The following is a 21,711-nucleotide window of genomic DNA, read 5'->3' as shown; positions in this document are numbered from 1 at the left end:
CTTTAAAAAAATACACTTACATTTAAATAAACATTAATTTCTTTACTTAAAAATAATTCAATGAAATCTTTTTTATCCGCAGCCATCCTGAGCCTAATCGTTTTATTCTTTTCTTCCTGCGGCAAGCAAAATGAAGCAGGAAAAATGATTCCTGAAAATGCAGGATTTGTCGCACAAATAGATTTGCAGTCGCTGAGTAAGAAAATGTCGTGGAATGATATTCAACAAACTGCTGTATATAAAAAAATTATTGCTGATTCATCAATGCAGGAATGGAGCAGGAAACTTCTTGAAAATCCGGCATCAAGCGGCATTGATTTCGACAATGGATTAGTATTTTTTACTGCAGTACACAATGGCAAAAGATATGTAGCCGCCGAAGGCAAAATCAACCATGAAAGTGATTTTGGCCAATTCAATAATAACTTTTCAACGGGGCAGCCTGCCACAAAAGATGGCGAGCTCAGTATTATGAACCTCAAAGAAAATAATGTGGTTGGCTGGAATAAAAATTATTTTATTTATGTAATGAATCCTGAAAATGGAAAATACCATTTTGAGAAAGGGGAAAATGAAGGTGATACCCCAATCAATACTCCCCCGGCAGACAGGAGCGCAGAGTTTATATCCCTTTGCAAAAAATTATTTTCTTTAAAAGCGGACAGCTCGCTTGCAGAGAATAAAATCTACGCTTCGCTTTTAAAAGAAAAAGGAGATATCCATGTTTACCAAAACAATGATGCGCTAATCAGGAATTCCGGCAATCTTGGCATGTTGGGAATGCTGAAGTTAGATGCATTTGTGAAAGACAATCAAACTACTTATGCAATTAATTTTGAAAATGGCCATGTTGACGTGTCACAGAAATTTTATTTGGGCAAGGAATTAACAGATATTGTAAAAAAGAATTTGGGCAACAATATCAATATGGATATGATAGCAAAAATTCCTTCAACTGATGTGATAGGATTGCTGGCCGCAAACTTTAAACCAGCCGGTATTACAGAGATGATAAAATTAACCGGAATGGACGGTATGATAAATACCTACACGCAGAGTATGGGATTTAACCTGGATGATTTTTCCAAAGCAACCGATGGCAATTGGCTGGCAGCTATTACAGATTTAAAAATCAGCAAAGATTCCTCCAAAATAAATCCCGATTTCAGGTTTCTCTTTTCAGCCGGCGTAGCGGACAAACCGAGCATGAATAAGCTTTTGGCGGCCGCCATGAAAACTTCAGGTGCTCTTGGCAAAGACTCGCTGGTAAATATTCAAACAAATGACAAACTGTTAGCGATAAGCAATTCAGCTTCTTTTGCGAGTCAATACCTCGAAGGAAAGTCCAATAGTAAATTTGATTTTGATAAAGAACTTTCCGGACATCCCGTTGCTTTTTATTTTGATGTTCATAAACTTCTTGCACAATTTTCTGCTGTTGCAAATGAAAAACCTGGCAGAAAACAATTAATTGAACAAAGCCTGAACTTGTGGAATAATATTATTTCAACCGGCGGCGAATTTAATGATGGCGGCTTCAGCTTTCACACCAATATCAATTTTATAAATAAAGACAGCAATAGCCTAAAACAATTAAGCCATTATATTGATCAACTGTATCTGATTCACCAGCAGGAAAAAGCTGAGCAGGCAAATAATATGAGCCAGTTGGATTCCTTGCTGGTTGTGCCTCCCGTGGATACTGTTAAATAGAATTACTGTTTTAAAAAATGCAGGATGACGATAACTCTGAATAATGTTGCTCCTAAATATATCAGCAAAGAAAACTGGGAAAATTCAGAAGTGTGGGAAAAAAAAATTGCCATACATAAGGGGGAACATTTGCATATCGTAGCCCCATCAGGCAGTGGAAAAACTTCCCTCGTTCATTTTATATATGGATTAAGAAAAGACTATTCAGGCTCAGTTTTTTATGATGATGAGGATATAAAAAATCTTTCAGTTGAAAGATTTTCTGCATTCAGGCAAAACAAGATTAGTATTATTTTCCAGGATTTGCGTTTGTTTGAAAAACATACAGTCATGGAAAATATTGAGATAAAAAGAATCTTAGATCCTTTCCATACCAAGGAACAAATCACTGTAATGGCCAAAAGGCTGGGCATCGAAAGCAAGCTTCAGCAGCAGGTAAAAACATGTAGCTATGGCGAGCAACAACGCATTGCTATCATACGCGCTTTGATGCAGCCCTTTGATTTTCTGTTATTAGATGAGCCTTACAGCCATCTTGATGAAGACAACCGGAAAAAAGCGATGGAATTAATTTATGAAGAATGTGTAAAACGCAACGCCGCCATGATTTTCGCCGATTTGAAACCTTTGGATTTTTTTAAAGAAGAAAAAATTATCTACCTGTAACAAAATAAAAAATCAATTTATTTATGGCTTCACTAAACCACTAAACCCTCAACTCTCAACCACCAATGCCCTTATCCTACAAAAATATCAAGCCTTTCATCATGCCGGTGAAAAATATTTTTTCAAAATGGATTGGCTATTTTGGTTTGGGAATCGGAGTATTCCTTTTACTGGTTTCGGTGCAGATGTTTGTAAATATCCAACAACTACTACAGGAAAATAGTCCGAGAAAGAGCGGCGGCTATGATTTTATTTCTATTTCCAAAACCATTACCAATGACAATATGGGAAAGGATAATAGTTTTACCAACGCGGATATCCTGCATTTGGAACAGGCACCTGGTATCGCAGGCGTGGCACCATTAATCTCCAACAAATTCAGGGTGCGCGCCACTGCAGGCGATATTATTCCTTTCAGTACTGATCTTTTTTTAGAAAGTATTGATAATAATTATATTGATACTCTTCCTCCGGATTTTAACTGGCAGCCCGGGCAGTTAACGGTGCCCATAATTTTTTCTTCAGATTTTTTAGAAATGTATAATGTATTTGCTCCGGCGCAGGGATTGCCACAACTTTCTGCAAAAACTATATCATCAGTAAATATTATTTTAGAATGCTCAGGGCCTTTCGGAACGCAAAACTTTAAAGGACATATTGTTGGCCTTAGTGATCGCATTAATTCCTTGCTCGTTCCAAAATCATTTTTGAACTGGAGCAACGGATATTTTATGAAAGACACGGCAGTACATGCCTCAAGGGTTTACATAAAAACGAAAGATGCCAACGATCCCAAATTAATTTCATATCTCGACCAACAGGGATACCATCTCAATAAAGACAAAGTAAAATTCAGCCGCATCAAAGGTTTTTTACAAAATATTGTGAGCGTGATTGGAGCCTTCGGTGTTCTCGTGATCATTTTGGCGCTGATGCTTTTTTCGTTTTACCTGCAATTGATAATAGCCAAAAGCAAAGACAATTTGCAACTGTTGCTCACACTGGGCTACTCACCAAAATGGCTGGCGAAAAGCGTGGCGAAAACATGGCTACCGGTCTATCTTTTCATTATAATCATTTCAATCATATTCACTGAAATAATTCATTGGCTGTTTATACAATTGCCATTTGCACAGGCCGGTAAGCTCTCTTATATATTGGATTGGAAAGTTTGGATAACAGCAATCTTCTTACTGGCCTTAACTATTTTTATAAACGGGCGGCTGGTTAAAAAAGAATTAGAAAAAATTTTCTAATAAAATAAAAAGTATCTTATTACCGCTTTTGAAGATTGGAGAATAAATCTCAGCGGTTATTTCTTTTCCCTAATCATTTAATTTTCGAGTATGTCCCTGTCCCAATGTGCCAAATCTGCTCCAATATTGTAGGTACTGTGCAGAAAATCCAATAACTTTTCTCCAGGATTTTCTGATTGCTGCACTATTGAATAGGGCAAGATAAATTCGCCTAAAGTGGTATGGTAATAAGCGCCTTCGGGAAGCACTTTTGCTGTTTTATAACCTTCCGGCTCAGGATATAAATAAGCGTAAAATGCGGGCTCAGGAAAGGTTTCATTCCCTGTCCAAAAGCCGGCGCTGCTGACTTCCCGGCAATAAGCTTCTTCTGCCACCCAATCAGGCATGCCTGGAACGCCGCCCGCATGTTTCGGTGCGCGACGTCCGGAAAAAAATGAAAGCGCCAGATCAAAACCTCCCCAGAAAAAATGAATAGGACTTGATTTTCCTTTGAAGCCGCTTCGGAATTCCATAAACACGTCCTGGATTTTCAACAAGGCAGCATGAAAAGCAGTAACGTGACCAAAATCATAAGTGGCATGAATCGTATCTTCTTCAAACGGAATCGGGTTGGCCAATTCAACAGGAACCGGTTTTATCTTAACGTGGATTTCAAGATCATTTAGTAATTCAAAAATCTTTTTATAAAAGTCAGCAACTGAAATTCCGTGCATCGCGAAATTTGCAGATTCATTTTTATCGGTCGTAATTTTCAACTCGTGGTCTATAAAATTAAAATCAATCTGAAAATTTTTATTTTTAAAAGGCATTGTGTGAGTAGTGAGTCCCACAGGAGTAATGTGCAAGGTAATGTGCCATGAATGATTGACCCACGGAAGCGTTGCGAGTTTTATTTTGCCAACAATTTGGGTAAACATGTGCAAAGTATCATAACTAGCTTTGCCTTTTTTGTAAGAAAGCACCGGCCATTTTGTATCCATAAAAAATTTATTTTATTCAACTATAAAATTTGTATGTCCACTTTCTTATTGCCCCGGTTTATTTTTCCAAATGTCTGCGTACGTTTCAGGATGTCTTCTGAATTGTGCAAACACATACGGACAAAGCACAACAACCTGCAAATTATTTTCTCTTACATAAGCTACCATTGATTCCAATAATTTCTTTGCCAGCCCTTTCCCTTCTGCTTCTGGTAACACTTCTGTATGATACACTATTACGTCGTTGCCGTCACGGCCAATAATCATTTCAGCCACTTCCTGTTCATTCATAGTGATAAAAAAGCGGCCCCTGTTTTTGTCGTCCCATTCGAGTTGCACGGGCTCAGTTGTGTAAATATTTTCGTCTTTCATACGATTAAATTTCGGATGTATATTTAAAGATACCCAATTCTGTTCCATGTATGGATGGTAGTGAGTTGTCATAATAATCTGAGCGTTTTTTTCAAACAGCACTATGCTATTAATCTGTATAGCAATCGAATGATGGAAAGTAAAATTAGCCGGGTTGGTAATATTAATCCACTGCAAATTCCATCCTGATGGTGATAGAGCCGGTTTTATTAAGGCTTGATGTATTGAAAGCGCCGCCATAAGTGTAATCTTCATCAGAGTTTTTCCCTGTAATCTGGAATACTCCAAGAGTGGCTTTCTTTAATTTGCCTAATGAACTGCCTGCGTTTTTCGCAACTATACCTGCACGCTGCTTGCCATCGGCGCTGGCCTTAGCCAACAAATCCATTTTTATTTCTGTTAGTCTGGTATAATAAAATAAGGGGGCCTGCGAATTAAACTCAATTCCTTTTTGAATCAGTTCTGTGGCTTCTCTTGAAATCTGGTTAATCTTGTCCACGTTTTTCGACTCAATCCTGACTGTTTGTGTAAGATTGTATCCTGAAAATCTTTGTCCGAGTGAGCGGCCGTTTTCATCCAACGGATAATCAAATTCTTTCATGATATTAACTGAGGAAAAAACCATTTCGCTGCTTTCAATTCCTTTGCTACCAAGATAAGCCCTGACCGTATTTTCATCTTCCTTTAGCTGCGCATAGGCGCTTTTCAAATCCATGGATTTCCTTGAATAGGTGCCTTTCCAAACTATCAAATCGCTTACAAAATCTTTTTCTGCAGAGCCTGTAACGCTAATAGTTTCCTGCGCTTTTGAGCGGGATTTATACGCATTGCCCACAATAAAAAGCCCGATAATAAATGCTATACCTATAATGGCTGAAGAGATGATTCGCATAATGGCCGTTTTGATAAAGATATTCTTTTAAAAAAATATTTTATGGAACTTAAGCCAGTAAATAAATAAATAACAGTTTTTTTATTCTAATAAAGGCGAAGGATTTGACTAAAGATCGAAGAAGCGAAAAATTATTTTACCTTTTTAAACATCATTATGTAGCCACAGATATCTTCTTTTTTCTTTTTATTTACCTGCACAGGTTTTATCATGTGGTATTCTGTAAACTGCGGAATGTAAGAAAAACTGATGATGTTGCTTTCCATGCCGTCGCCGTAGTGCTTTTGATAAATTACCTGCTTTTCATTGTAATCGTACATCCTCAGTTCATACAATTTTGAAGACAAATCCCCGATAAATGCAAAATGATACCACGTTCCCTGGGTTAGCGGAACTATTACCGGCATTTCATATCCGCTTTCCATTGACATGCTGGCCTCGCGCACCAGGATAAAGCCCTGTGCAGCCATTTCTTTTTTTATACTATCTGATTGCGATTGAAGTGTAGCATTAAAGCAAGAAGCCTGCCTGATAACTTCCTGCGCTTTGGCTGATCGCCCGAAAGCAAGTAGCAACGCCAAAATCAGGAAATGACTTTTCAATGGTTTTTCAGTTTATATAGGGCTATTAGGGCAAAGTAAATTACCCGGTATTATATGGTTTCGGGCAAGTTGCCATCATCTGGCAAGCTATTTATCAAAAACCATTCTTACAACGGAAACAGGTCTAAAATATTGCATGCATGCCTTCACTTTACTTCTTTGGCTAATTACGGAAATGATTGTCAAGTCGTTTTGTTAATACTGCATTTTTCGCAGCGTGGGAGATTTAAACCATGTATATATCACGACAAGCAATGTCATACTTCCGCCAAAAACTACTGCAGGCACGGTCCCCATTAGTTTAGCCGTGATGCCGCTTTCAAACTGGCCCAGCTCATTGCTGGAATTCACAAACATCGAATTGACACTCATCACACGGCCACGCATAAAATCCGGGGTTTTAAGCTGCATAATTGTTCCTCTCACTACCACGCTGATTCCATCAAGCATTCCCGAAATCATTAAGGCGAAAAAAGAAACCAGGAATATTTTGGAGATACCAAATACAATAATGCACAATCCAAAACCTCCCACTGCCAGAATGAATTTTTTACCCTGATTTTTTTTGGCGGGAAACAATGTGAGAATAATTACAATTAAAATTGAACCCAAATCTGCAGCACCATTTAAAATTCCAAATCCCTCTGAACCTACTTTTAAAATATCCCTCGCATAAATCGGAATCAACGCTACAGCCCCGCCAAATAGTACAGCGAAAAGATCAAGAGATAAGGATGAAAAAAGTTCTTTTGTTTTATAAACGAAGCGCAAACCTTCCTTCACACTTTCCCATGTGCGAACTGCGCCCTTCACTGTAGCGGCTGGTTTGGGCTTTAGCTTAAATAAAAAAATAAATGAAACGGCAATCAATCCGCAAATTACCACCAGCGTATTGGTAATGCCCGCCACTGCAATTAGAAAACCACCCGTAGCATGGCCGGTAACTGACGCTGACAACCAGGTTCCCTGGCTCCAGGTAGTAGCATTTTGCAAATCATTTCTTGGAACAATGTAGGCGATTACCGCACTAAACACCGGGCCGGTAAATGCCCTGAAAATTCCTGTACAAAATATTACGAAGTAAATACAAACTGCCACGCCATGTTTGCTTAGGTGAGAAGAAGTAAATTTTGTGGAGATAAAAACGAGGCAAAGAGACGCTAAAAAATACAGCATCACTCCTTTTAAAAGCAATCTTCTTTTCTCGCTCTGGTCAATTACATGGCCCGCGTACAAAGCCAGTGACAGCGCGGGAATTACTTCTGACAAGCCCACCAATCCAATCGCGAAAGGATCATTCGTCAACAGATAAATCCACCAGCCAATTAAAGTTGACATCATTCTCAGGCCCATAATAAAGCCAAAGCGGCCAATGATTAAATTCCGGTATTCAACGACTTTTACGGAGGCAAACGGATCTGATTTCAGGTGCATCTAATTCTTGAATTAAGGCAGCGTTAATATATTTTGACCGATATCATAATCTTTGCCGAGCGCCTCTACGAGGGCCTGGAAGTGTTTTTCATTTCCCAGGAAATCCGCATCAGATACATCGATAAACAATGTTTTTATTTTGTGTTGACGAATATATTCAGTGTAGGTTTCCTGCAATGAAAAAAGATAATCAGCGCTAATTGATTGTTCATAAAGGCGATTTCGTTTTTTTATATTTTCTTTCAATTTAGAAATTGGCGCATGAAGATAGATGAGTAAATCGGGTTGAATGAGTTGCGGATTGATGATATCAAATAATTTTTGGTATAATGAAAATTCCTGTTCCGGCAAATTTACCTTGGCAAACAAGAGGCATTTGGTAAAAAGATAATCAGAGATGGTAGTGTTTTGAAACAAATCTTTGGTTTGTAACAATTCTTTTAGCTGCTTATATCTTTCAGCCATAAAAAAAAGCTCAAGCGGAAAAGCATATTGCTGCCGGTTTTCATAAAACTTAGGAAGAAAGGGATTTTCAGCAAACTCTTCAAGAATTAAGCGCGCATTAAAATGTTTGCTTAGCAGATGCGCCAGCGTTGTTTTTCCGGCGCCAATGTTTCCTTCGATGGTGATGAAATTATATTTCATTCTTTAAATTAAAATGCAGAACATTTTTCAAAAATAACACCTGAAACCTTAATTGAAGAAAAGGAATTACTGAAAATCGGACTAAAAAAATTTTCCGGCAGGAAAAATGTGATATCTTAAAAAAATCATGGAATTGAAACTATTATAGGTAGTAAATCAACAAATAAACCGATTTTTAATTTTCCATTCTTACCAAACTTCCATAATTTGAGAAAAATAACTTATAATCTTTATGAATGAAGAAACACATTTACTATTTATTGTTTTCAGGAATTATTCTTAGCAGTTGTCATCAGATGAACAAAGAGATAGACGATGTAGTTAATACAAAAATTCTTTACCAGTCGCGGGAATTCACTGTCTATAACGATAGCGTGGTGCAGGGCGCTTTTGTAGCCAAAGCTCTTTCAAGGCATCATATTATTTCTAACTATGCAAGCCCGGCTGATAAAATAAGCCCTGTTGTCAAATTTAAATTCAGCATCAATGGCGGCGACAACTCTGCACCGGCTGGCAAAGACAATAGCATTCTCTGCGCCGGCGATAAAGAAGTTTACGAATCACCAGTCATCAAATTTGGCAGCCAGTACATCGATACCACAAAACAGGCAGGCAACGCTGAATTGAAGAAAGGCGTACAACTCATTTTACGTGTAGACATGACCGATGTGCGGAAATCTTTCAAAACCAAAGGCTACTATCAAACGTTTGACGGCACGAAAATTTTTAAAAATGATTTCCGGGGCGTTTTTGTTGCCGGAAATGTTTCGCCTCTTACATGGGACTGGAACAATTTGTATTCCCACAAAGAGCTGCAAATGTCTGACAGCAATCACGATGGGATTTATGAGATTCGCCTCACCTTAAACCAACATCCCGATGAAAACAAAACTGCAGGAACGTGGAGATTATCACGGGACATCAGGTCTTTTCCCCAATATGAGTCTCCGGACGTATTGCCTGACGCGATATACAATCTTTCATTGGAAGAAATGCTAAATGCCATTGAGCCTGACAGTACTTTTCGCACGGGCAAGGAATGGGCGGGCGTTTGGACACGCGACATCAGCTACAGCATTATTTTATCGATGGCGATTTTGCAGCCCGACGTGGCCATGATTAGCCTCAAGAAGAAAGTAAAAAATGGCAAAATTATCCAGGACACGGGAACCGGCGGCGCTTATCCCATTTCTACCGACAGGGAAATCTGGGCAGTGGCGGCGTGGGAAGTTTATAAAGTTACGGGCGACAATGAATGGCTCAGCTATGCCTACCAGGTAATCAAAAATTCTATCAATGACGATTTGCAAAATATTTATGACCCCATCACAGGGATGGCAAAAGGTGAATCTTCCTTTCTTGATTGGCGCGAGCAAACTTACCCCGCCTGGATGCAGCCTGCAGATATTTATGAATCAGAATGCCTCGGAACAAATGCAGTTCATTTTAAAGCCAACATAGTGTTGTCCGAAATGGCTGCGTTACTCGGGAATACGGAAGATGAAAAAAAATACCGTGACGTAGCTGACAAAATCAAAAAAGGAGTGAATCAATATTTGTGGCAAAAAGACAAAGGATATTTTGGCCAGTATTTGTACGGAAGAAACTTTAAGATTCTTTCGCCAAAATCAGAAGCGCTGGGCGAAGCTTTATCTGTTTATTTTGATTTGGCAGATGAAGGGAAACAAAAAAGTATTATTTCAAACACGCCTGTAACGCCTTTTGGAATTACCTGCATCTATCCTCAAATTCCCGGCATTCCTCCTTACCACAATGATGCGGTATGGCCATTTGTAGAGTCTTACTGGGCACTCGCTTCAGCAAAAGCAGGAAATGAACAATCGGTGGTGCGGGCGATGTGTGCGGTATATCGTCCGGCAGCTTTATTTCTTACCAACAAAGAAAATTTTTTAGCGTCTGATGGCGATTATGCCGGCACCCAAATTAACTCGAGCAATATGCTTTGGAGCCTGTCGGGAAATATCAGCCTTGTTTACAGGCTTTTATTTGGTATGCGGTTTAACGCGAATAAACTTTCATTTTCTCCATTTGTCCCTAAAGCTTTTGAGGGAAAAAGAACCCTTACAAATTTCAAATACAGAAAGGCGATTCTGAATATTGAAATGACAGGGCATGGAAACAGGATTGCTTCATTTATGATTGATGGCAAAGAATCGTCTGATTATGCAGTTCCGGCAAATCTGGTAGGCCCTCACCACGTTACCATTAAATTAGCCAATACCATTTTGCCCATTGGAGAAATCAATAGTGTTGAAAATCTTTTCAGTCCCCAAATGCCTGCTGTCACCTGGCAAAACGGCCGGATTTCATGGGCAGATACTTCAAAAAACATTGCTTCAATCAAAATTTTAAAAAACGGAGAATTATTGAAAAATGAGGCAGACAGCGCCCTGGCTATAGATTCAGGGTCGTATGGAGATTATCAAATCATTGCCGTGGACAAAAATAAATTTGAGTCATTTGCCTCTGAACCTTTGCAGATTTATCCACCACAAAAAGAACAAATTATCCAGTTAGAAAAATTTGCTTCCAAATCAAATAACCGGTATAAAGGTTTTTCAGGAGATGGTTTTGTTGAAATCAGCAAGTCGGTAAATCAACAGCTTAATTTTTCCATCAACATTAATGAAGACGGCGATTATATTTTTGATGTAAAATATGCAAACGGAAACGGACCGGTAAATACCGAAAATAAATGTGCCTTCCGGTCAATTGCTATTGATTCCAAAAAGGCGGGCACGCTTGTTTTTCCCCAACGAGGCAAAGACGAATGGAGCAACTGGGGCTGGAGCAATTCATTAAAAATCCATCTTTCCAAAGGTGTGCATCAATTTTCCATTCTTTTAGAATCATGGAATGAAAATATGAATGGTGAAGTAAACCAGGCAATGCTGGATTGCGCACGGCTGATTCAGATTGACAAAAAATAAGATGCATTTTGTTAAGAAAATCATCAATGAAAAGCATTTTTAGCCTTATTTCCTAATTTTGCAGGATGCAAATAGAGATTCTCAAATCAAAAGTTCACAGGGCAGTTATTACCGAAGCAAATTTGAATTATATAGGCAGCTTAACCCTTGACGAAGACCTGATGGATGCGGCCAATATGATTGAAAACGAAAAGATAACTGTTGTGAATGCCAACAACGGCGAGCGGCTCGAAACCTACCTTATTAAAGGAAAAAGAGGCAGTGGCGTGGTTTGCCTGAATGGGCCTGCCGCCAGGAAAGGAAGTGAAGGCGACGTAGTTATTATCATTTCTTATGCCCAAATGGATTTTGAAGAAGCCAAAAAATTTCAACCTTCAGTGGTGTTTCCTAAAGAAGGAAATAAATTGTAGTTTATTACTTCTATCTGCAATCAGCAGAATAAAAATCATCATTATATATTGCTTTACTGCCAAAGAAGTCGAGGCTCAAAGCCTTTGCTTTAAGCCGTAATACGAACGTATTGTATCAATACAATAACGCCCATTCCAATGGTTCCCCCGATGATTCCGACTACCGCATCCATCACTTCATAATGGCCTAATTTAGTGATGAGCGAAAAAAGCTCAAAGCCGTAACACAAAGCGACAATCAAAATAAATGTGATTAATATACCTAGCCAGAAATTTTGCGGAATAAAAAAAATGACAAGAATGTGAAAGATTGCGCCCATCAGCATCCCTACCCAAAAATGTTTTTTCTTATCCGGCTCTAACTTTATCATCGAATTAATATCTGTATGCTAAAGATCATAAATTGCAGATTAGAAACACTAAAAATATTTACGATGAAAATAGCGACTTACAATGTAAATGGCATAAATGGCCGGTTGCCGGTTTTGCTGCGTTGGTTAGATGAAAAACAGCCCGATGTGGTTTGCCTCCAGGAATTGAAGGCTCCCGGGGAAAAAATTCCGGAACAGGCTATTAAAGATGCAGGCTACCATGCTATTTGGCATGGCCAGAAAAGCTGGAATGGAGTAGCCATTCTGGCGCGCCACTCCCAACCCGAAGAAATTCGACGCGCACTTCCGGGCGACGAAGAAGATTTGCATAGCAGGTACATTGAAGCGACGGTGGATGGAATTATTATTGGCTGCCTTTATCTTCCCAACGGTAACCCTGCACCAGGGCCTAAATTTGATTATAAATTAAAATGGTTTGAAAGACTTACCAAACATGCAGAACAACTGCTTTCATCCGGTAAGCTGGTGGTTTTAACCGGTGATTATAATGCGATTCCTACAGAGGCAGACGTGTACAAACCGGAGCGGGTGAAAAAAGATGCTTTATTTTTTCCCGAAACAAGAAGCGCTTTTAAAAATCTTGTGTCACAAGGATGGACTGATGCCATCAGGGAATTATATCCTACAGAAAATATTTATACTTTCTGGGACTATTTCAGAAATGCTTATGACAGAAACGCGGGAATGAGAATTGATCATTTTCTGTTGAGTCCGCAGCTAAAAGATCGCCTCGTGGCCGCAGGCGTTGATCGCGATGTCCGTGGCTGGGAAAAAAGCAGCGATCACGCCCCGGTTTGGATTGAGCTGAAGTGATGGGCAGTTTTTCTTAAATCTCCCATCGAAGTGATTACTCCCGCTGGATATTTTATGGAAATTTTTCACCAAATTTTTCCGGGGGATTCCTATCCCTGTTATATTTTGAATCTATAAGTATTTAATGGCATTCCGAGAATCTATCGGGCATGTTTGTTGCGATTACTTTCCTGATTATTTAATCTTAAAAAAATACATTATGAAAGACAACAATAGTAAAAGAGTAGCTATTCTTACCGAAGATGGTTTCGAAGAAGTGGAGTTGACGAGCCCCAAAAAAGCAATGGAAAATGCGGGATTTAAAGTAGATATCGTATCATCTGAAACGGGCCATGTAAAGGCGTGGGACCACGACCATTGGTCCATCACTTTGCCGGTGGACGTAAACCTATCAGATGCAAACCCTGATGATTACGATGCCTTGATGATTCCGGGAGGCGTTCTTAATCCTGATAAGATGCGTGCGCAGGATGAATATGTGAATTTTGCAAAAAGTTTCATGGAAGCCGGAAAGCCAGTGGCCGCTATTTGCCACGGCCCGCAATTGCTGATAGAAACCGGGCTTCTGCGGGATAGAAAGATGACTTCTTATCCATCCATAAGCACCGATATTAAAAATGCCGGCGCAATTTGGGTAGATAAAGAAGTTGTGGTAGATAATGGCCTGGTAACAAGCCGCAGCCCAAAAGATTTGGAAGCTTTTAATAAGAAATTAATTGAGGAAGTGAAAGAAGGAATGCACCAGGAAGCTTAATTCTTACATCTAACATTTTTAAACTTCAGATATCCTTTCGGCCCCGGAAGGATATTTTTTTTAAATAAAAAATATACTATTTGTTCTTTTACTGCCAACCCAGAAGCGATTTCGCAGTATAAAAAATAAACATTAAATTTATGTTAAAATAAACTCCTATGTCATGAAATATCTAAAATTTTTACTTGTAGGCTTTGCAATCAGTTGCAATTCTTCTACCAAAAAAGCTCCTGACATGCCCGGAGCGTATTTAATGGTATCTCAAACCATTTTTGATGGAACTACTAAAACAAAACTTACCGAGGTGAAGCAATTAAAGATTTATACAGATAAATATTTTATGTTTTCGCAAGTCATTCCTTCTGACTCAACTGCCTCCTTTGGAGTGGGAACTTATTCGTCGGACACAAGTGGTGTTACAGAAAATCTTTCTTATACATCTGCAGATACTACTTTTAATGATAGCCTCAGAACGTACAAACTTTCCATAACGCCCACTGCGGATGGCTATAATCAAATTATTCCCGATATAGTTATTAATAATGCACCATCCAAGCTGACAGAAACCTACATAACGGTTGGTAAAAAACAAAGCACACCACTTGATGGCGTTTGGAAACAAACCAAATCATACGATTTGAGAGGCAATGACACTCTTCCCTACAACCGGACGGAATATAAAGCGTTCTACAATGGCTATTTTATGTTTGGATTAACTGATAAGGATTCCACAGGCAAAGTAACCACTGGCGTGGGTTTCGGAACCTATTCGATGGAAGGCGATAATCAAATGAAAGAAACAGATCTCAACTCCTCCTATTCAATAATAGCCGGAGAATCATTTTTGATTGATGTAAAATTTGATGGCAGTGACAAGTATGTTCAAACAATCACTCATCCGGATTCTTCAAAAACCGTTGAATATTATGAGCGTTTAAAATCGAATAAATAATTTTGCTGATTACTCTTTTTCTCTGCCAAACAATTCGCGAAGTTCCTCTTTGGCATCTTCAAGAATATTCTTTTGTTTTTTACTGAGGTTTTTACCATCCCGGTTGATATAAAACGTAAGCATTGACATTGCTGATTGATAAGGCGTTCCCTTTTTGCGCTTACTTTTTTCTGCAGAATTTTTTAAAGATTCAGCAATTTTTTTGGGATCGTTCCAGGTAAAAACACCTTCTTCCAAATCCAGCGCATCGCTGTGTTCGGTCACCTCAGATGACCACTTCTCTTTTGTTTCTTTTTTATGTGCCATGTTAAATCAGACACAATGATAGTACCACTAATTACCAGGAATAATATTTGTCGCCTCCTGAGAGAACCTTGGCCTAACTTCGCGATAAACAAAATAAGATAATGATTGAAATAGGCAAATACAATGTTTTAAAAGTGATTAAAGAAAAATCCCCGGGTGTTTTTTTGGATGACGGGCATGATGGAATTCTTTTACCAAAACGCTTTGTGCCCCCCGGAACGAAAACAGGAGATGAGTTAAATGTTTTTTTATATCACGACAGTGAAGACAGGCCAATAGCCACTACCCAAAAGCCTTACGGAATCTTAGGGGATATTGTAAAACTAAAAGTTGTGGATGTTATGAATCACGGTGCGTTTTTAGACTGGGGATTAATGAAAGATCTTTTTATTCCCAAATCTAATATGAAAAACTTCATGGTGAGAAACGGCGAATACCTGGTAAAAATCATTATGGACGAACGGACAGGAAGGCTTACCGCCACTGAAAAATTAGAACCCTATTTATCAAATGAACAGTTAACAGTAAAAGAAAAAGAAATTGTAGATCTTATTGTTTACCGCAAAACAGATATCGGCTACGAAGTAATTATTAATAATCTGCATAAAGGGGTATTGCATAACAATGAAATTTACAGAGATATTTCTATTGGTGATAAGTTCCGGGGATTTATTAAAAACATTTTGCCTGAAAATAAAATAGATGTAGCCGCAGGAAAACCAGGCTATCAACGGGTAGAAGACGAAGCTGATAAAATTCTCAGGTTATTAAAGGAAAACGAGGGATATCTTCCTTATCATGACAAATCTTCTCCCGAAGAGATTTATTCCTTTTTTGGAATGAGTAAGAAAACTTTTAAGATGACAACCGGAAAGCTATATAAACAACACCTTATCACTTTTACCAAAACAGGTATTATGCAAACAGAAGCATGATGCTACCAATTGTTTTTTTGCTCATTGTTGATTCGTTCAGGCGCCTTTGCAGGATGATTTCCCCATTCGCGATCATATTTTACAAACAGGGCGAGCCATATCGTTCGGGATAATCGCATCAGCCAGGGTTGCAATGCGATAATTAATATTGAATTAAAAATAAGCCAATAGAGAATTCGGTTGTCATCATATGAAATCCCTATGATTACCCACCAGGCTATAAAAGTAGCAACGCTGATAGCCACGCCAACCCCATAACTAACATAGCCGCTGCCGTAATAAAATCCAACTTCCAAATCAAAATATTGCCCACAAACTTGGCACCGGTCGTGCATTTTCATAAACCCCCTGGAATAGGGATTTTTTTTCTCAAACATATCACCAATCCGGCAACGCGGGCATTTGCTCTGCAATAGATTTAAAATTCCAGGCCTTTCTGCGTCGCGATGTTTACTCATTTCGATTGGTATTTCCAAATGCAAATTTAAGATTTTGAGCAAAGAAGTTAAGAGAATTAACATTCAATCCAATCACATTTGTCAGGCTGTTGTGGATACTGTTTCTTTCACTTTCCACTTTCCACTTTTTACTTTTTACTTTTTACTTTTTACTTTTTACTCCTACCTTATGGCCGGAAATGGCGAAATAAAGAATATAAAGATAGCAGGGCACCATAATCCAAAATGCTTCCTGGTAGCCATAGCTTTCGCCAATACTTGCCCACAATTTTGGTAAAATGGCTCCCCCGGCGATACCGACTACCAGCAAGGCTGAACCCATTTTTGTAAATCTGCCTAAACCGTGAATGGTTAACGGCCAGATGGCCGGCCACATAATAGCGTTGGCCAGGCCCAGTAAAGCAATAAATAATACAGAAGTATATCCTGACGTAAAAATGGCCAATATTGCAAAAATAACTCCGAGAACAGAGGAAAATTTCAACGCCGTGGTTTGGGAAATGTATTTTGGGATTGTTACGATTCCAATCAGGTATCCCACGAGCATTCCAATCATAGTGTAGGTGGTAAAATGTTTTGCGATATCGAGGCTGATACCAATTGCCTTTCCGTAAATCTGGATAATATCGCCTGCCATCACTTCTACGCCTACATATAAAAACAGGGCGATAAAACCGAGCCACAAATAGGGAAAACTAAAAATCGTTTGCCTGTTGGCGTTAGACACATCTTTCACATCATCCTCGCCTTCTGCTTTTACTTCAGGCAGGTTGGAGAAATAAATAAATATTGCAAGCGCGATCAACACAGTAGCAATAATAATGTAAGGAACGATAACCCTTGACGCCAACGCATCCAGTTCAATTGCCTTCTGCGTAGCATCCAGCGTTTTTAATTTTTCAATCAGCTCATTTGAATTTTTGAGTAAGAATGCACCCATAATTAAAGGCGCCAGAGCGCCTGCACCTTTGTTACAAATACCCATTACGCTCATTCTTTTTGCTGCGCTTTCCATCGGGCCAAGAATAGTGATATAGGGATTAGAGGCAGTTTGCAATAAAGCCAGGCCGGTACCAATTACAAATAAGCCCGTTAAAAAAGTGCCGTAGGTTCTTGACATGGCCGCGGGAATAAATATCAGGGCGCCGATAGCCATGCAAACCAATCCCCACATCATCCCATTCTTGAAGCCGGTCTTTTTTAAAACCCATGAAGAAGGGAATGCCATTAACGCATAGGAAATATAAAAAGCAAAAGTTACCAGAACAGCTTGCGAGGTTTCTAATTCACAGGCTATCTGTAAATACGGGATCAGCGTACTGTTGAGCCAGGTAACAAATCCAAATATAAAAAACAGGATTCCTATAATTACGATTTGCGGCGTGTAGTTGGTTTGGGAATCGGAAAGATTTTGGTCCATGATGTATCTTTTTTAGTAATATCCTGATTTGTGAAAATATAATATTTAATCTTATCCGGGTAATTTAATAATAGAAAAGACAATATTATTTTTCGATTCAAAGAAACATCTTTAAACCATCCATCTGGCATCATCTGAGAATAAAACACATTTATTTGTTCGTTTACTGTCAGCACAGTCAATGAATATGTTTCAATCTACAAGCTCACGAGTTTATACTTAACAAAATCTTTATTATTTTCAGATTCCGTATAGGCCACTAATGCTGTGTTTTTATTGATACTTTTTATGGTAGGGAAAGTTGCATTACCAGTTTCTGATGTAATATATTTTTTCACCGGATCAGCTCCGTCTGCATTCCTGATTTCTATTCCTATGCGCGAACAGGGGCCGGTTTTTTCCATAAAATTTTCATTCCACACAATTGCCAAATCATCTTCATTCAGCGAAACTATCTGGCAATGTTTTGAAGATTTTCCACTCACCATCTGGCGGCTTGAGAATGATTTACCGTTATCAGGCGAACTGCAATAATAAATTCCACCTTCATTTCCGCCGGTGAACCAGGTAAACTGGATGCCGTCTTTATTTTCCGTCATTGCCGGGCCCGTGTGCGGGCATCCAAAAACTACCCAATTATCATCACTGATTCTTTCTGGATTGGAAAATGTTTTTCCATCATCCGCAGATACAATATGTTCCATATCGCGAATACTATCCTGTATGATGGCCCGGTAAACAATATGAATATTTTTTGCTTTATCCACAAACAAATCTGTGCGGCAACACGGGCAGCACGGTTCTGTAATGAGCCGCTCATTTCGAAAACCGGAATCGCCATTGGTTTCAGCAAAATATAAAGCGGACCCATCTTCCGGCGTACGCTTCCTGTTATCGAGCCATATAATGGCTGCTTCGCCGTTTGATAAAATAGCCATATCAAAATACCGCTGATCATACCCTGCTGTATCTTTCACCAGCTTTTCAGGATTTGTCCATGATTTTCCGTTGTCGAATGATTTGGAATAATACACTATATCCGAGTAAGCATTTTTAGGGTTGGCATTTGCAGATGCCCACGCCGCGATGAGTTCTCCCGAAGGCTTAAAAATAATCTTAGGCATATTTTCACCGTGCGGATGAATGTTGGTGCTGCCCGGAATGATGGTAGTTTTCCCAAACGATTTACCACCATCAGTGGAAACCGCATAACAAAATTCAGATGTAGCAGTATCCACTTTTTTTATCCAGCTTAGCACAATATTTCCTTTATTGTCTTTAGAAAGATAAGGACACGAACCCTCTGATGCGTCTATTTGCGTGGCGTTTGAAGCGGTTATCTTTACTTTTGAATTATCCTCATTGCATGATGACAACAATACCGCTGAAAAAATAAGAACAAAGAATATGATTTTTTTCATGATTGACAATTTTAAAACAACAGGGCAATCCTGTTCTATTGTTTATTAAAATGATACGCAATTCCGACATTCACAGTCGATAGCTGGCCCGGCCTGTACGAAGTTCCGTATGCACTTTTCTCAACCGTAACTGCGTAGTTTTTATTCAGGATGTTTATCCAGTTTATAAAAGTTTCGAAGTGGCTGAATTTATATCCTGAGCGTACATTGAATACTGTAAAGCCTTTGTACCTGGAAGTGTTTTGCGGATCTGTAAAATAAGAGCCCATGCTTTCGCTTTCCAGTGAAATCCTGAAACCTTTTATGTAATGCGGCTTATAAGAAATTTCACCATTTAGAATATAGGCCGGTGACTGCGGCATTTTATTTCCGGAATAAGAAGTTCCTTTTTCAACATAATCTACATATTCATGCCTTGCAACGGTGCCGCCTACACGAAAATTAACCTGAGTTACAGGGCTGTATTTAATATTCAACTCAATGCCTTTATGACTTGTAGCACCGGCATTGGCATTGATATAGCTTCCGTCTGATAACCTGGTGCTCACAATTTCATTTTTTCCATTTAACTGGTAAAGCGACAATTCTATGGCGCCTTTATTTTGAGCAAACGCAATCCATCCGCCGACCTCATAATTTTTATAGGTAGAAGGTTGTAATACCGGCACCTGCACACCTCGATATAAATCAGTAATATCAGGCGGAGAAAAACCAACGCTGTAATTTGCATACACTCCGCGATTGTTTCCAAAGTCATACGTGAAGCCCAGCTTAGGCGTAAAATGATCATAATGATTTACTGCATCAGGAGCGCCTGTGTAAGCGCCAGGCAAAAGATGATTATTAAAATTATAATCAAGGCGATCATACCGCGCGGCCAGCACTACACGCAGTTTTGACAATGGATTATATTCCAACTGGGTATAAACTGCAGTGTTTAATAAATCCACCCGGTAATCTGTCAAAAGACTGTCTGTTACATTGTAATGATCATATACCCCTTCATCATTTTTATGAATATTGATGTATTTAGCCAGGTAGGTTGCGGGGCTGTAATCAGCGCTGATACCTGTAATCCACTTTGTTCGAATCGCATCAAATTTCATGGTATGTTGCACGATTGCACCATAGCTGTTAAAGGCATCTACATTTACCTGGCCTCTGGCTTTGGAAGGATTCTCGCGGCTGTCTGCAATAGAATAAAAAGGATTTTGACCGATTGCAGAATGGTGATAAAAAAGCGTGAAATTAGTGTGGCTGTTATCGTTCCATTTTTTTGAAAGCGTGCTTCTGAGCCTGAAGGCATTTACCTTCCTGTAGGTAAAACGGTAAAAGCTCAGATAATCTTCATTATAAAAATGAGCACTATCAAGTCCGCCTTTCTGATCTGTATAATAATTGATATAATCCGCTACGGTCGTTAGCTTTGTTTTATTATTAAAATCATAATCAGCCCTTGCTGTCAGCGCGGTTTTGTCAAAATTGTTGTGCTCTTTAATATTTTGACGTTGATCTGCATAATATCCTCCAAGGTAAAGGCCCAATTTTTTATATGTATTGCTGAGGCTAAAGTCAGTGCGCTTATAACCCCTCGTTCCTGCTTCTACCTGTACTTTACCGGACAAAAATGGAGAAGGAGACTGGGTGATAAAATTCAACGCACCGCCAATCGCATCGCTGCCATATAATGATGAGGCCGGGCCTTTGATAACTTCTATTCTTTGCAGAGAAGCCTGGTTAATCTCTATCAAAGCATTGTGATTGAAATCACCAACTGCTCTTATCGGAATGCCATCTTCCAGGTAAAGAAAAATACTGCTGTAGCCTAATGGCTGTCGGACAGACATACTGTGCTGCTCATTTCCAAGGTCTACCATAAAAACACCTGGAACTTTATTTACCAGCATATCTAACCGGGATGCTTTTGTATCATTTATCTGGGTTTTCGAAATGACATCAATCGCTACGGGAACTTCGGTTCTCTTCTGAACCTCCCTGTTTCCGGATACAATCACTTCGTTCAGATTTGCAAAAGAAGGAAAAATATAAATCAGGTTTTTTTGTTCGCTTACTGCACTGGTTATCGGCGTATAACCTATTGAAGAAATTTTGACGCTGTCACTGGGTTGCGGTAAAGTAAAAATTCCTTTTACGTTACTGATGGTTTGTACGTGGTTTTGTAAATCTGAGATGGTTGCACCTTGTAAAGGCTGATTGGTAGAGCCGTCAACCACAGTCACATCAATCCTATGTTGAGAAAATGCAATGCTGAATATCATCCATGACATCACAGTTAAGCATACACGCTTATTCATCGTTGTTTAATTTGAAGTAATAAA

21 protein-coding genes are annotated in these 21,711 nt (G+C 39.0%); 9 read left to right on the top strand and 12 right to left on the bottom strand.

Going from position 1 to position 21,711, the window contains the following annotated elements; all coding sequences use genetic code 11:
• Window positions 1–60: 60 nt before the first annotated feature.
• The 3 genes from EFY79_RS09195 (at window position 61) to EFY79_RS09185 (ending at window position 3,635) form a co-directional block, all read left to right on the top strand.
• Complete coding sequence (locus EFY79_RS09195) at window positions 61–1,713, top strand: DUF4836 family protein (RefSeq protein ID WP_123120407.1); 1,653 nt, start codon at window positions 61–63, stop codon at window positions 1,711–1,713.
• A gap of 24 nt (window positions 1,714–1,737) precedes the next feature.
• Window positions 1,738–2,379, top strand: a complete 642-nt coding sequence (locus EFY79_RS09190) for an ATP-binding cassette domain-containing protein (protein ID WP_123120406.1) — start codon at window positions 1,738–1,740, stop codon at window positions 2,377–2,379.
• 65 nt (window positions 2,380–2,444) lie between these two features.
• Window positions 2,445–3,635 (top strand): FtsX-like permease family protein, encoded by a 1,191-nt coding sequence (locus EFY79_RS09185; RefSeq protein ID WP_123120405.1) that lies wholly within the window; start codon window positions 2,445–2,447, stop codon window positions 3,633–3,635.
• Window positions 3,636–3,712: 77 nt separating this feature from the next.
• On the opposite strand, the gene EFY79_RS09180 is transcribed toward EFY79_RS09185, so the two are convergent.
• The 6 genes from EFY79_RS09180 to EFY79_RS09155 all read right to left on the bottom strand — a co-directional run bounded on the left by EFY79_RS09180 (window position 3,713) and on the right by EFY79_RS09155 (window position 8,560).
• The gene (locus EFY79_RS09180) at window positions 3,713–4,615 is read right to left on the bottom strand and encodes a DUF5996 family protein (protein WP_123120404.1); all 903 of its coding nucleotides are present in this window, start codon (window positions 4,613–4,615) and stop codon (window positions 3,713–3,715) included.
• A gap of 45 nt (window positions 4,616–4,660) precedes the next feature.
• On the bottom strand, window positions 4,661–5,059 hold the full coding sequence (locus tag EFY79_RS09175; protein WP_233577965.1) for a GNAT family N-acetyltransferase: 399 nt from the start codon (window positions 5,057–5,059) through the stop codon (window positions 4,661–4,663).
• 91 nt (window positions 5,060–5,150) lie between these two features.
• Entirely contained in the window at window positions 5,151–5,879 is a 729-nt protein-coding gene (locus EFY79_RS09170) for an SIMPL domain-containing protein (RefSeq protein ID WP_123120403.1), read from the bottom strand.
• A 131-nt stretch (window positions 5,880–6,010) separates the two neighbouring features.
• On the bottom strand, window positions 6,011–6,481 hold the full coding sequence (locus EFY79_RS09165; RefSeq protein ID WP_123120402.1) for a hypothetical protein: 471 nt from the start codon (window positions 6,479–6,481) through the stop codon (window positions 6,011–6,013).
• Window positions 6,482–6,676: 195 nt separating this feature from the next.
• The gene (locus EFY79_RS09160; RefSeq protein ID WP_199727499.1) at window positions 6,677–7,915 is read right to left on the bottom strand and encodes an MFS transporter; all 1,239 of its coding nucleotides are present in this window, start codon (window positions 7,913–7,915) and stop codon (window positions 6,677–6,679) included.
• A gap of 12 nt (window positions 7,916–7,927) precedes the next feature.
• Window positions 7,928–8,560, bottom strand: coding sequence for a deoxynucleoside kinase (locus tag EFY79_RS09155; protein WP_123120401.1), 633 nt, complete (start codon window positions 8,558–8,560; stop codon window positions 7,928–7,930).
• A gap of 236 nt (window positions 8,561–8,796) precedes the next feature.
• Here EFY79_RS09155 and EFY79_RS09150 point away from each other — a divergent pair, with 236 nt between their 5' ends.
• Together EFY79_RS09150 and panD are read left to right on the top strand one after the other, a co-directional pair.
• Window positions 8,797–11,511 carry an alpha-L-rhamnosidase-related protein gene (locus EFY79_RS09150; protein WP_123120400.1) on the top strand — a complete coding sequence of 905 codons (2,715 nt, stop codon included), beginning with the start codon at window positions 8,797–8,799 and terminating at the stop codon, window positions 11,509–11,511.
• A 65-nt stretch (window positions 11,512–11,576) separates the two neighbouring features.
• Window positions 11,577–11,921, top strand: a complete 345-nt coding sequence (panD, locus tag EFY79_RS09145; protein WP_123120399.1) for an aspartate 1-decarboxylase — start codon at window positions 11,577–11,579, stop codon at window positions 11,919–11,921.
• An 89-nt stretch (window positions 11,922–12,010) separates the two neighbouring features.
• Here panD and EFY79_RS09140 read toward each other — a convergent pair whose 3' ends face one another.
• Window positions 12,011–12,292, bottom strand: coding sequence for a hypothetical protein (locus tag EFY79_RS09140; RefSeq protein ID WP_123120398.1), 282 nt, complete (start codon window positions 12,290–12,292; stop codon window positions 12,011–12,013).
• A 63-nt stretch (window positions 12,293–12,355) separates the two neighbouring features.
• Between EFY79_RS09140 and xth the strand changes: the two genes are divergently transcribed.
• The 3 genes from xth to EFY79_RS09125 all read left to right on the top strand — a co-directional run bounded on the left by xth (window position 12,356) and on the right by EFY79_RS09125 (window position 14,832).
• Window positions 12,356–13,126: an exodeoxyribonuclease III gene (gene xth / locus EFY79_RS09135; protein ID WP_123120397.1), complete on the top strand. Its 771-nt coding sequence runs from the start codon at window positions 12,356–12,358 to the stop codon at window positions 13,124–13,126.
• Between the two features lie 124 nt (window positions 13,127–13,250).
• The gene (locus tag EFY79_RS09130; protein WP_233577964.1) at window positions 13,251–13,880 is read left to right on the top strand and encodes a type 1 glutamine amidotransferase domain-containing protein; all 630 of its coding nucleotides are present in this window, start codon (window positions 13,251–13,253) and stop codon (window positions 13,878–13,880) included.
• Between the two features lie 163 nt (window positions 13,881–14,043).
• On the top strand, window positions 14,044–14,832 hold the full coding sequence (locus EFY79_RS09125; protein ID WP_123120396.1) for a hypothetical protein: 789 nt from the start codon (window positions 14,044–14,046) through the stop codon (window positions 14,830–14,832).
• A 9-nt stretch (window positions 14,833–14,841) separates the two neighbouring features.
• On the opposite strand, the gene EFY79_RS09120 is transcribed toward EFY79_RS09125, so the two are convergent.
• Complete coding sequence (locus tag EFY79_RS09120) at window positions 14,842–15,138, bottom strand: DUF3175 domain-containing protein (protein ID WP_123120395.1); 297 nt, start codon at window positions 15,136–15,138, stop codon at window positions 14,842–14,844.
• Between the two features lie 101 nt (window positions 15,139–15,239).
• Here EFY79_RS09120 and EFY79_RS09115 point away from each other — a divergent pair, with 101 nt between their 5' ends.
• Window positions 15,240–16,073, top strand: coding sequence for a CvfB family protein (locus EFY79_RS09115; RefSeq protein ID WP_123120394.1), 834 nt, complete (start codon window positions 15,240–15,242; stop codon window positions 16,071–16,073).
• Window positions 16,074–16,075: 2 nt separating this feature from the next.
• Here the strand turns inward: EFY79_RS09115 and EFY79_RS09110 are convergent, their stop codons facing one another.
• From EFY79_RS09110 to EFY79_RS09095, 4 genes are all read right to left on the bottom strand, one after another.
• A complete protein-coding gene (locus tag EFY79_RS09110; RefSeq protein ID WP_123120393.1) occupies window positions 16,076–16,531 on the bottom strand; it encodes a DUF983 domain-containing protein in 456 nt (151 codons plus the stop codon).
• 142 nt (window positions 16,532–16,673) lie between these two features.
• Entirely contained in the window at window positions 16,674–17,951 is a 1,278-nt protein-coding gene (locus EFY79_RS09105) for a sugar MFS transporter (RefSeq protein WP_123120392.1), read from the bottom strand.
• A gap of 197 nt (window positions 17,952–18,148) precedes the next feature.
• Window positions 18,149–19,372, bottom strand: a complete 1,224-nt coding sequence (locus EFY79_RS09100; RefSeq protein ID WP_123120391.1) for a sialidase family protein — start codon at window positions 19,370–19,372, stop codon at window positions 18,149–18,151.
• A gap of 35 nt (window positions 19,373–19,407) precedes the next feature.
• Window positions 19,408–21,687 carry a TonB-dependent receptor gene (locus tag EFY79_RS09095; RefSeq protein ID WP_123120390.1) on the bottom strand — a complete coding sequence of 760 codons (2,280 nt, stop codon included), beginning with the start codon at window positions 21,685–21,687 and terminating at the stop codon, window positions 19,408–19,410.
• Window positions 21,688–21,711 lie beyond the last annotated feature (24 nt).

The organism is Hanamia caeni (genome assembly GCF_003721595.1).
Lineage (GTDB): Bacteria > Bacteroidota > Bacteroidia > Chitinophagales > Chitinophagaceae > Ginsengibacter > Ginsengibacter caeni.
This window is presented reverse-complemented; position numbering and strand designations above follow the sequence as displayed.

Excerpts from the sequence above, each read along its gene's own strand:
- EFY79_RS09190 (WP_123120406.1), top strand. The coding sequence starts at position 1,738 with ATGACGATAACTCTGAATAATGTTGCTCCTAAATATATCAGCAAAGAA.
- EFY79_RS09170 (WP_123120403.1), bottom strand. The coding sequence starts at position 5,879 with ATGCGAATCATCTCTTCAGCCATTATAGGTATAGCATTTATTATCGGG.
- EFY79_RS09095 (WP_123120390.1), bottom strand. The coding sequence starts at position 21,687 with ATGAATAAGCGTGTATGCTTAACTGTGATGTCATGGATGATATTCAGC.
- EFY79_RS09125 (WP_123120396.1), top strand. The coding sequence starts at position 14,044 with ATGAAATATCTAAAATTTTTACTTGTAGGCTTTGCAATCAGTTGCAAT.
- EFY79_RS09160 (WP_199727499.1), bottom strand. The coding sequence starts at position 7,915 with ATGCACCTGAAATCAGATCCGTTTGCCTCCGTAAAAGTCGTTGAATAC.
- EFY79_RS09155 (WP_123120401.1), bottom strand. The coding sequence starts at position 8,560 with ATGAAATATAATTTCATCACCATCGAAGGAAACATTGGCGCCGGAAAA.
- EFY79_RS09110 (WP_123120393.1), bottom strand. The coding sequence starts at position 16,531 with ATGAGTAAACATCGCGACGCAGAAAGGCCTGGAATTTTAAATCTATTG.
- EFY79_RS09130 (WP_233577964.1), top strand. The coding sequence starts at position 13,251 with ATGGCATTCCGAGAATCTATCGGGCATGTTTGTTGCGATTACTTTCCT.
- panD (WP_123120399.1), top strand. The coding sequence starts at position 11,577 with ATGCAAATAGAGATTCTCAAATCAAAAGTTCACAGGGCAGTTATTACC.
- EFY79_RS09140 (WP_123120398.1), bottom strand. The coding sequence starts at position 12,292 with ATGATAAAGTTAGAGCCGGATAAGAAAAAACATTTTTGGGTAGGGATG.
- EFY79_RS09195 (WP_123120407.1), top strand. The coding sequence starts at position 61 with ATGAAATCTTTTTTATCCGCAGCCATCCTGAGCCTAATCGTTTTATTC.
- EFY79_RS09180 (WP_123120404.1), bottom strand. The coding sequence starts at position 4,615 with ATGGATACAAAATGGCCGGTGCTTTCTTACAAAAAAGGCAAAGCTAGT.
- xth (WP_123120397.1), top strand. The coding sequence starts at position 12,356 with ATGAAAATAGCGACTTACAATGTAAATGGCATAAATGGCCGGTTGCCG.
- EFY79_RS09120 (WP_123120395.1), bottom strand. The coding sequence starts at position 15,138 with ATGGCACATAAAAAAGAAACAAAAGAGAAGTGGTCATCTGAGGTGACC.
- EFY79_RS09185 (WP_123120405.1), top strand. The coding sequence starts at position 2,445 with ATGCCCTTATCCTACAAAAATATCAAGCCTTTCATCATGCCGGTGAAA.
- EFY79_RS09115 (WP_123120394.1), top strand. The coding sequence starts at position 15,240 with ATGATTGAAATAGGCAAATACAATGTTTTAAAAGTGATTAAAGAAAAA.
- EFY79_RS09175 (WP_233577965.1), bottom strand. The coding sequence starts at position 5,059 with ATGACAACTCACTACCATCCATACATGGAACAGAATTGGGTATCTTTA.
- EFY79_RS09150 (WP_123120400.1), top strand. The coding sequence starts at position 8,797 with ATGAAGAAACACATTTACTATTTATTGTTTTCAGGAATTATTCTTAGC.
- EFY79_RS09100 (WP_123120391.1), bottom strand. The coding sequence starts at position 19,372 with ATGAAAAAAATCATATTCTTTGTTCTTATTTTTTCAGCGGTATTGTTG.
- EFY79_RS09105 (WP_123120392.1), bottom strand. The coding sequence starts at position 17,951 with ATGGACCAAAATCTTTCCGATTCCCAAACCAACTACACGCCGCAAATC.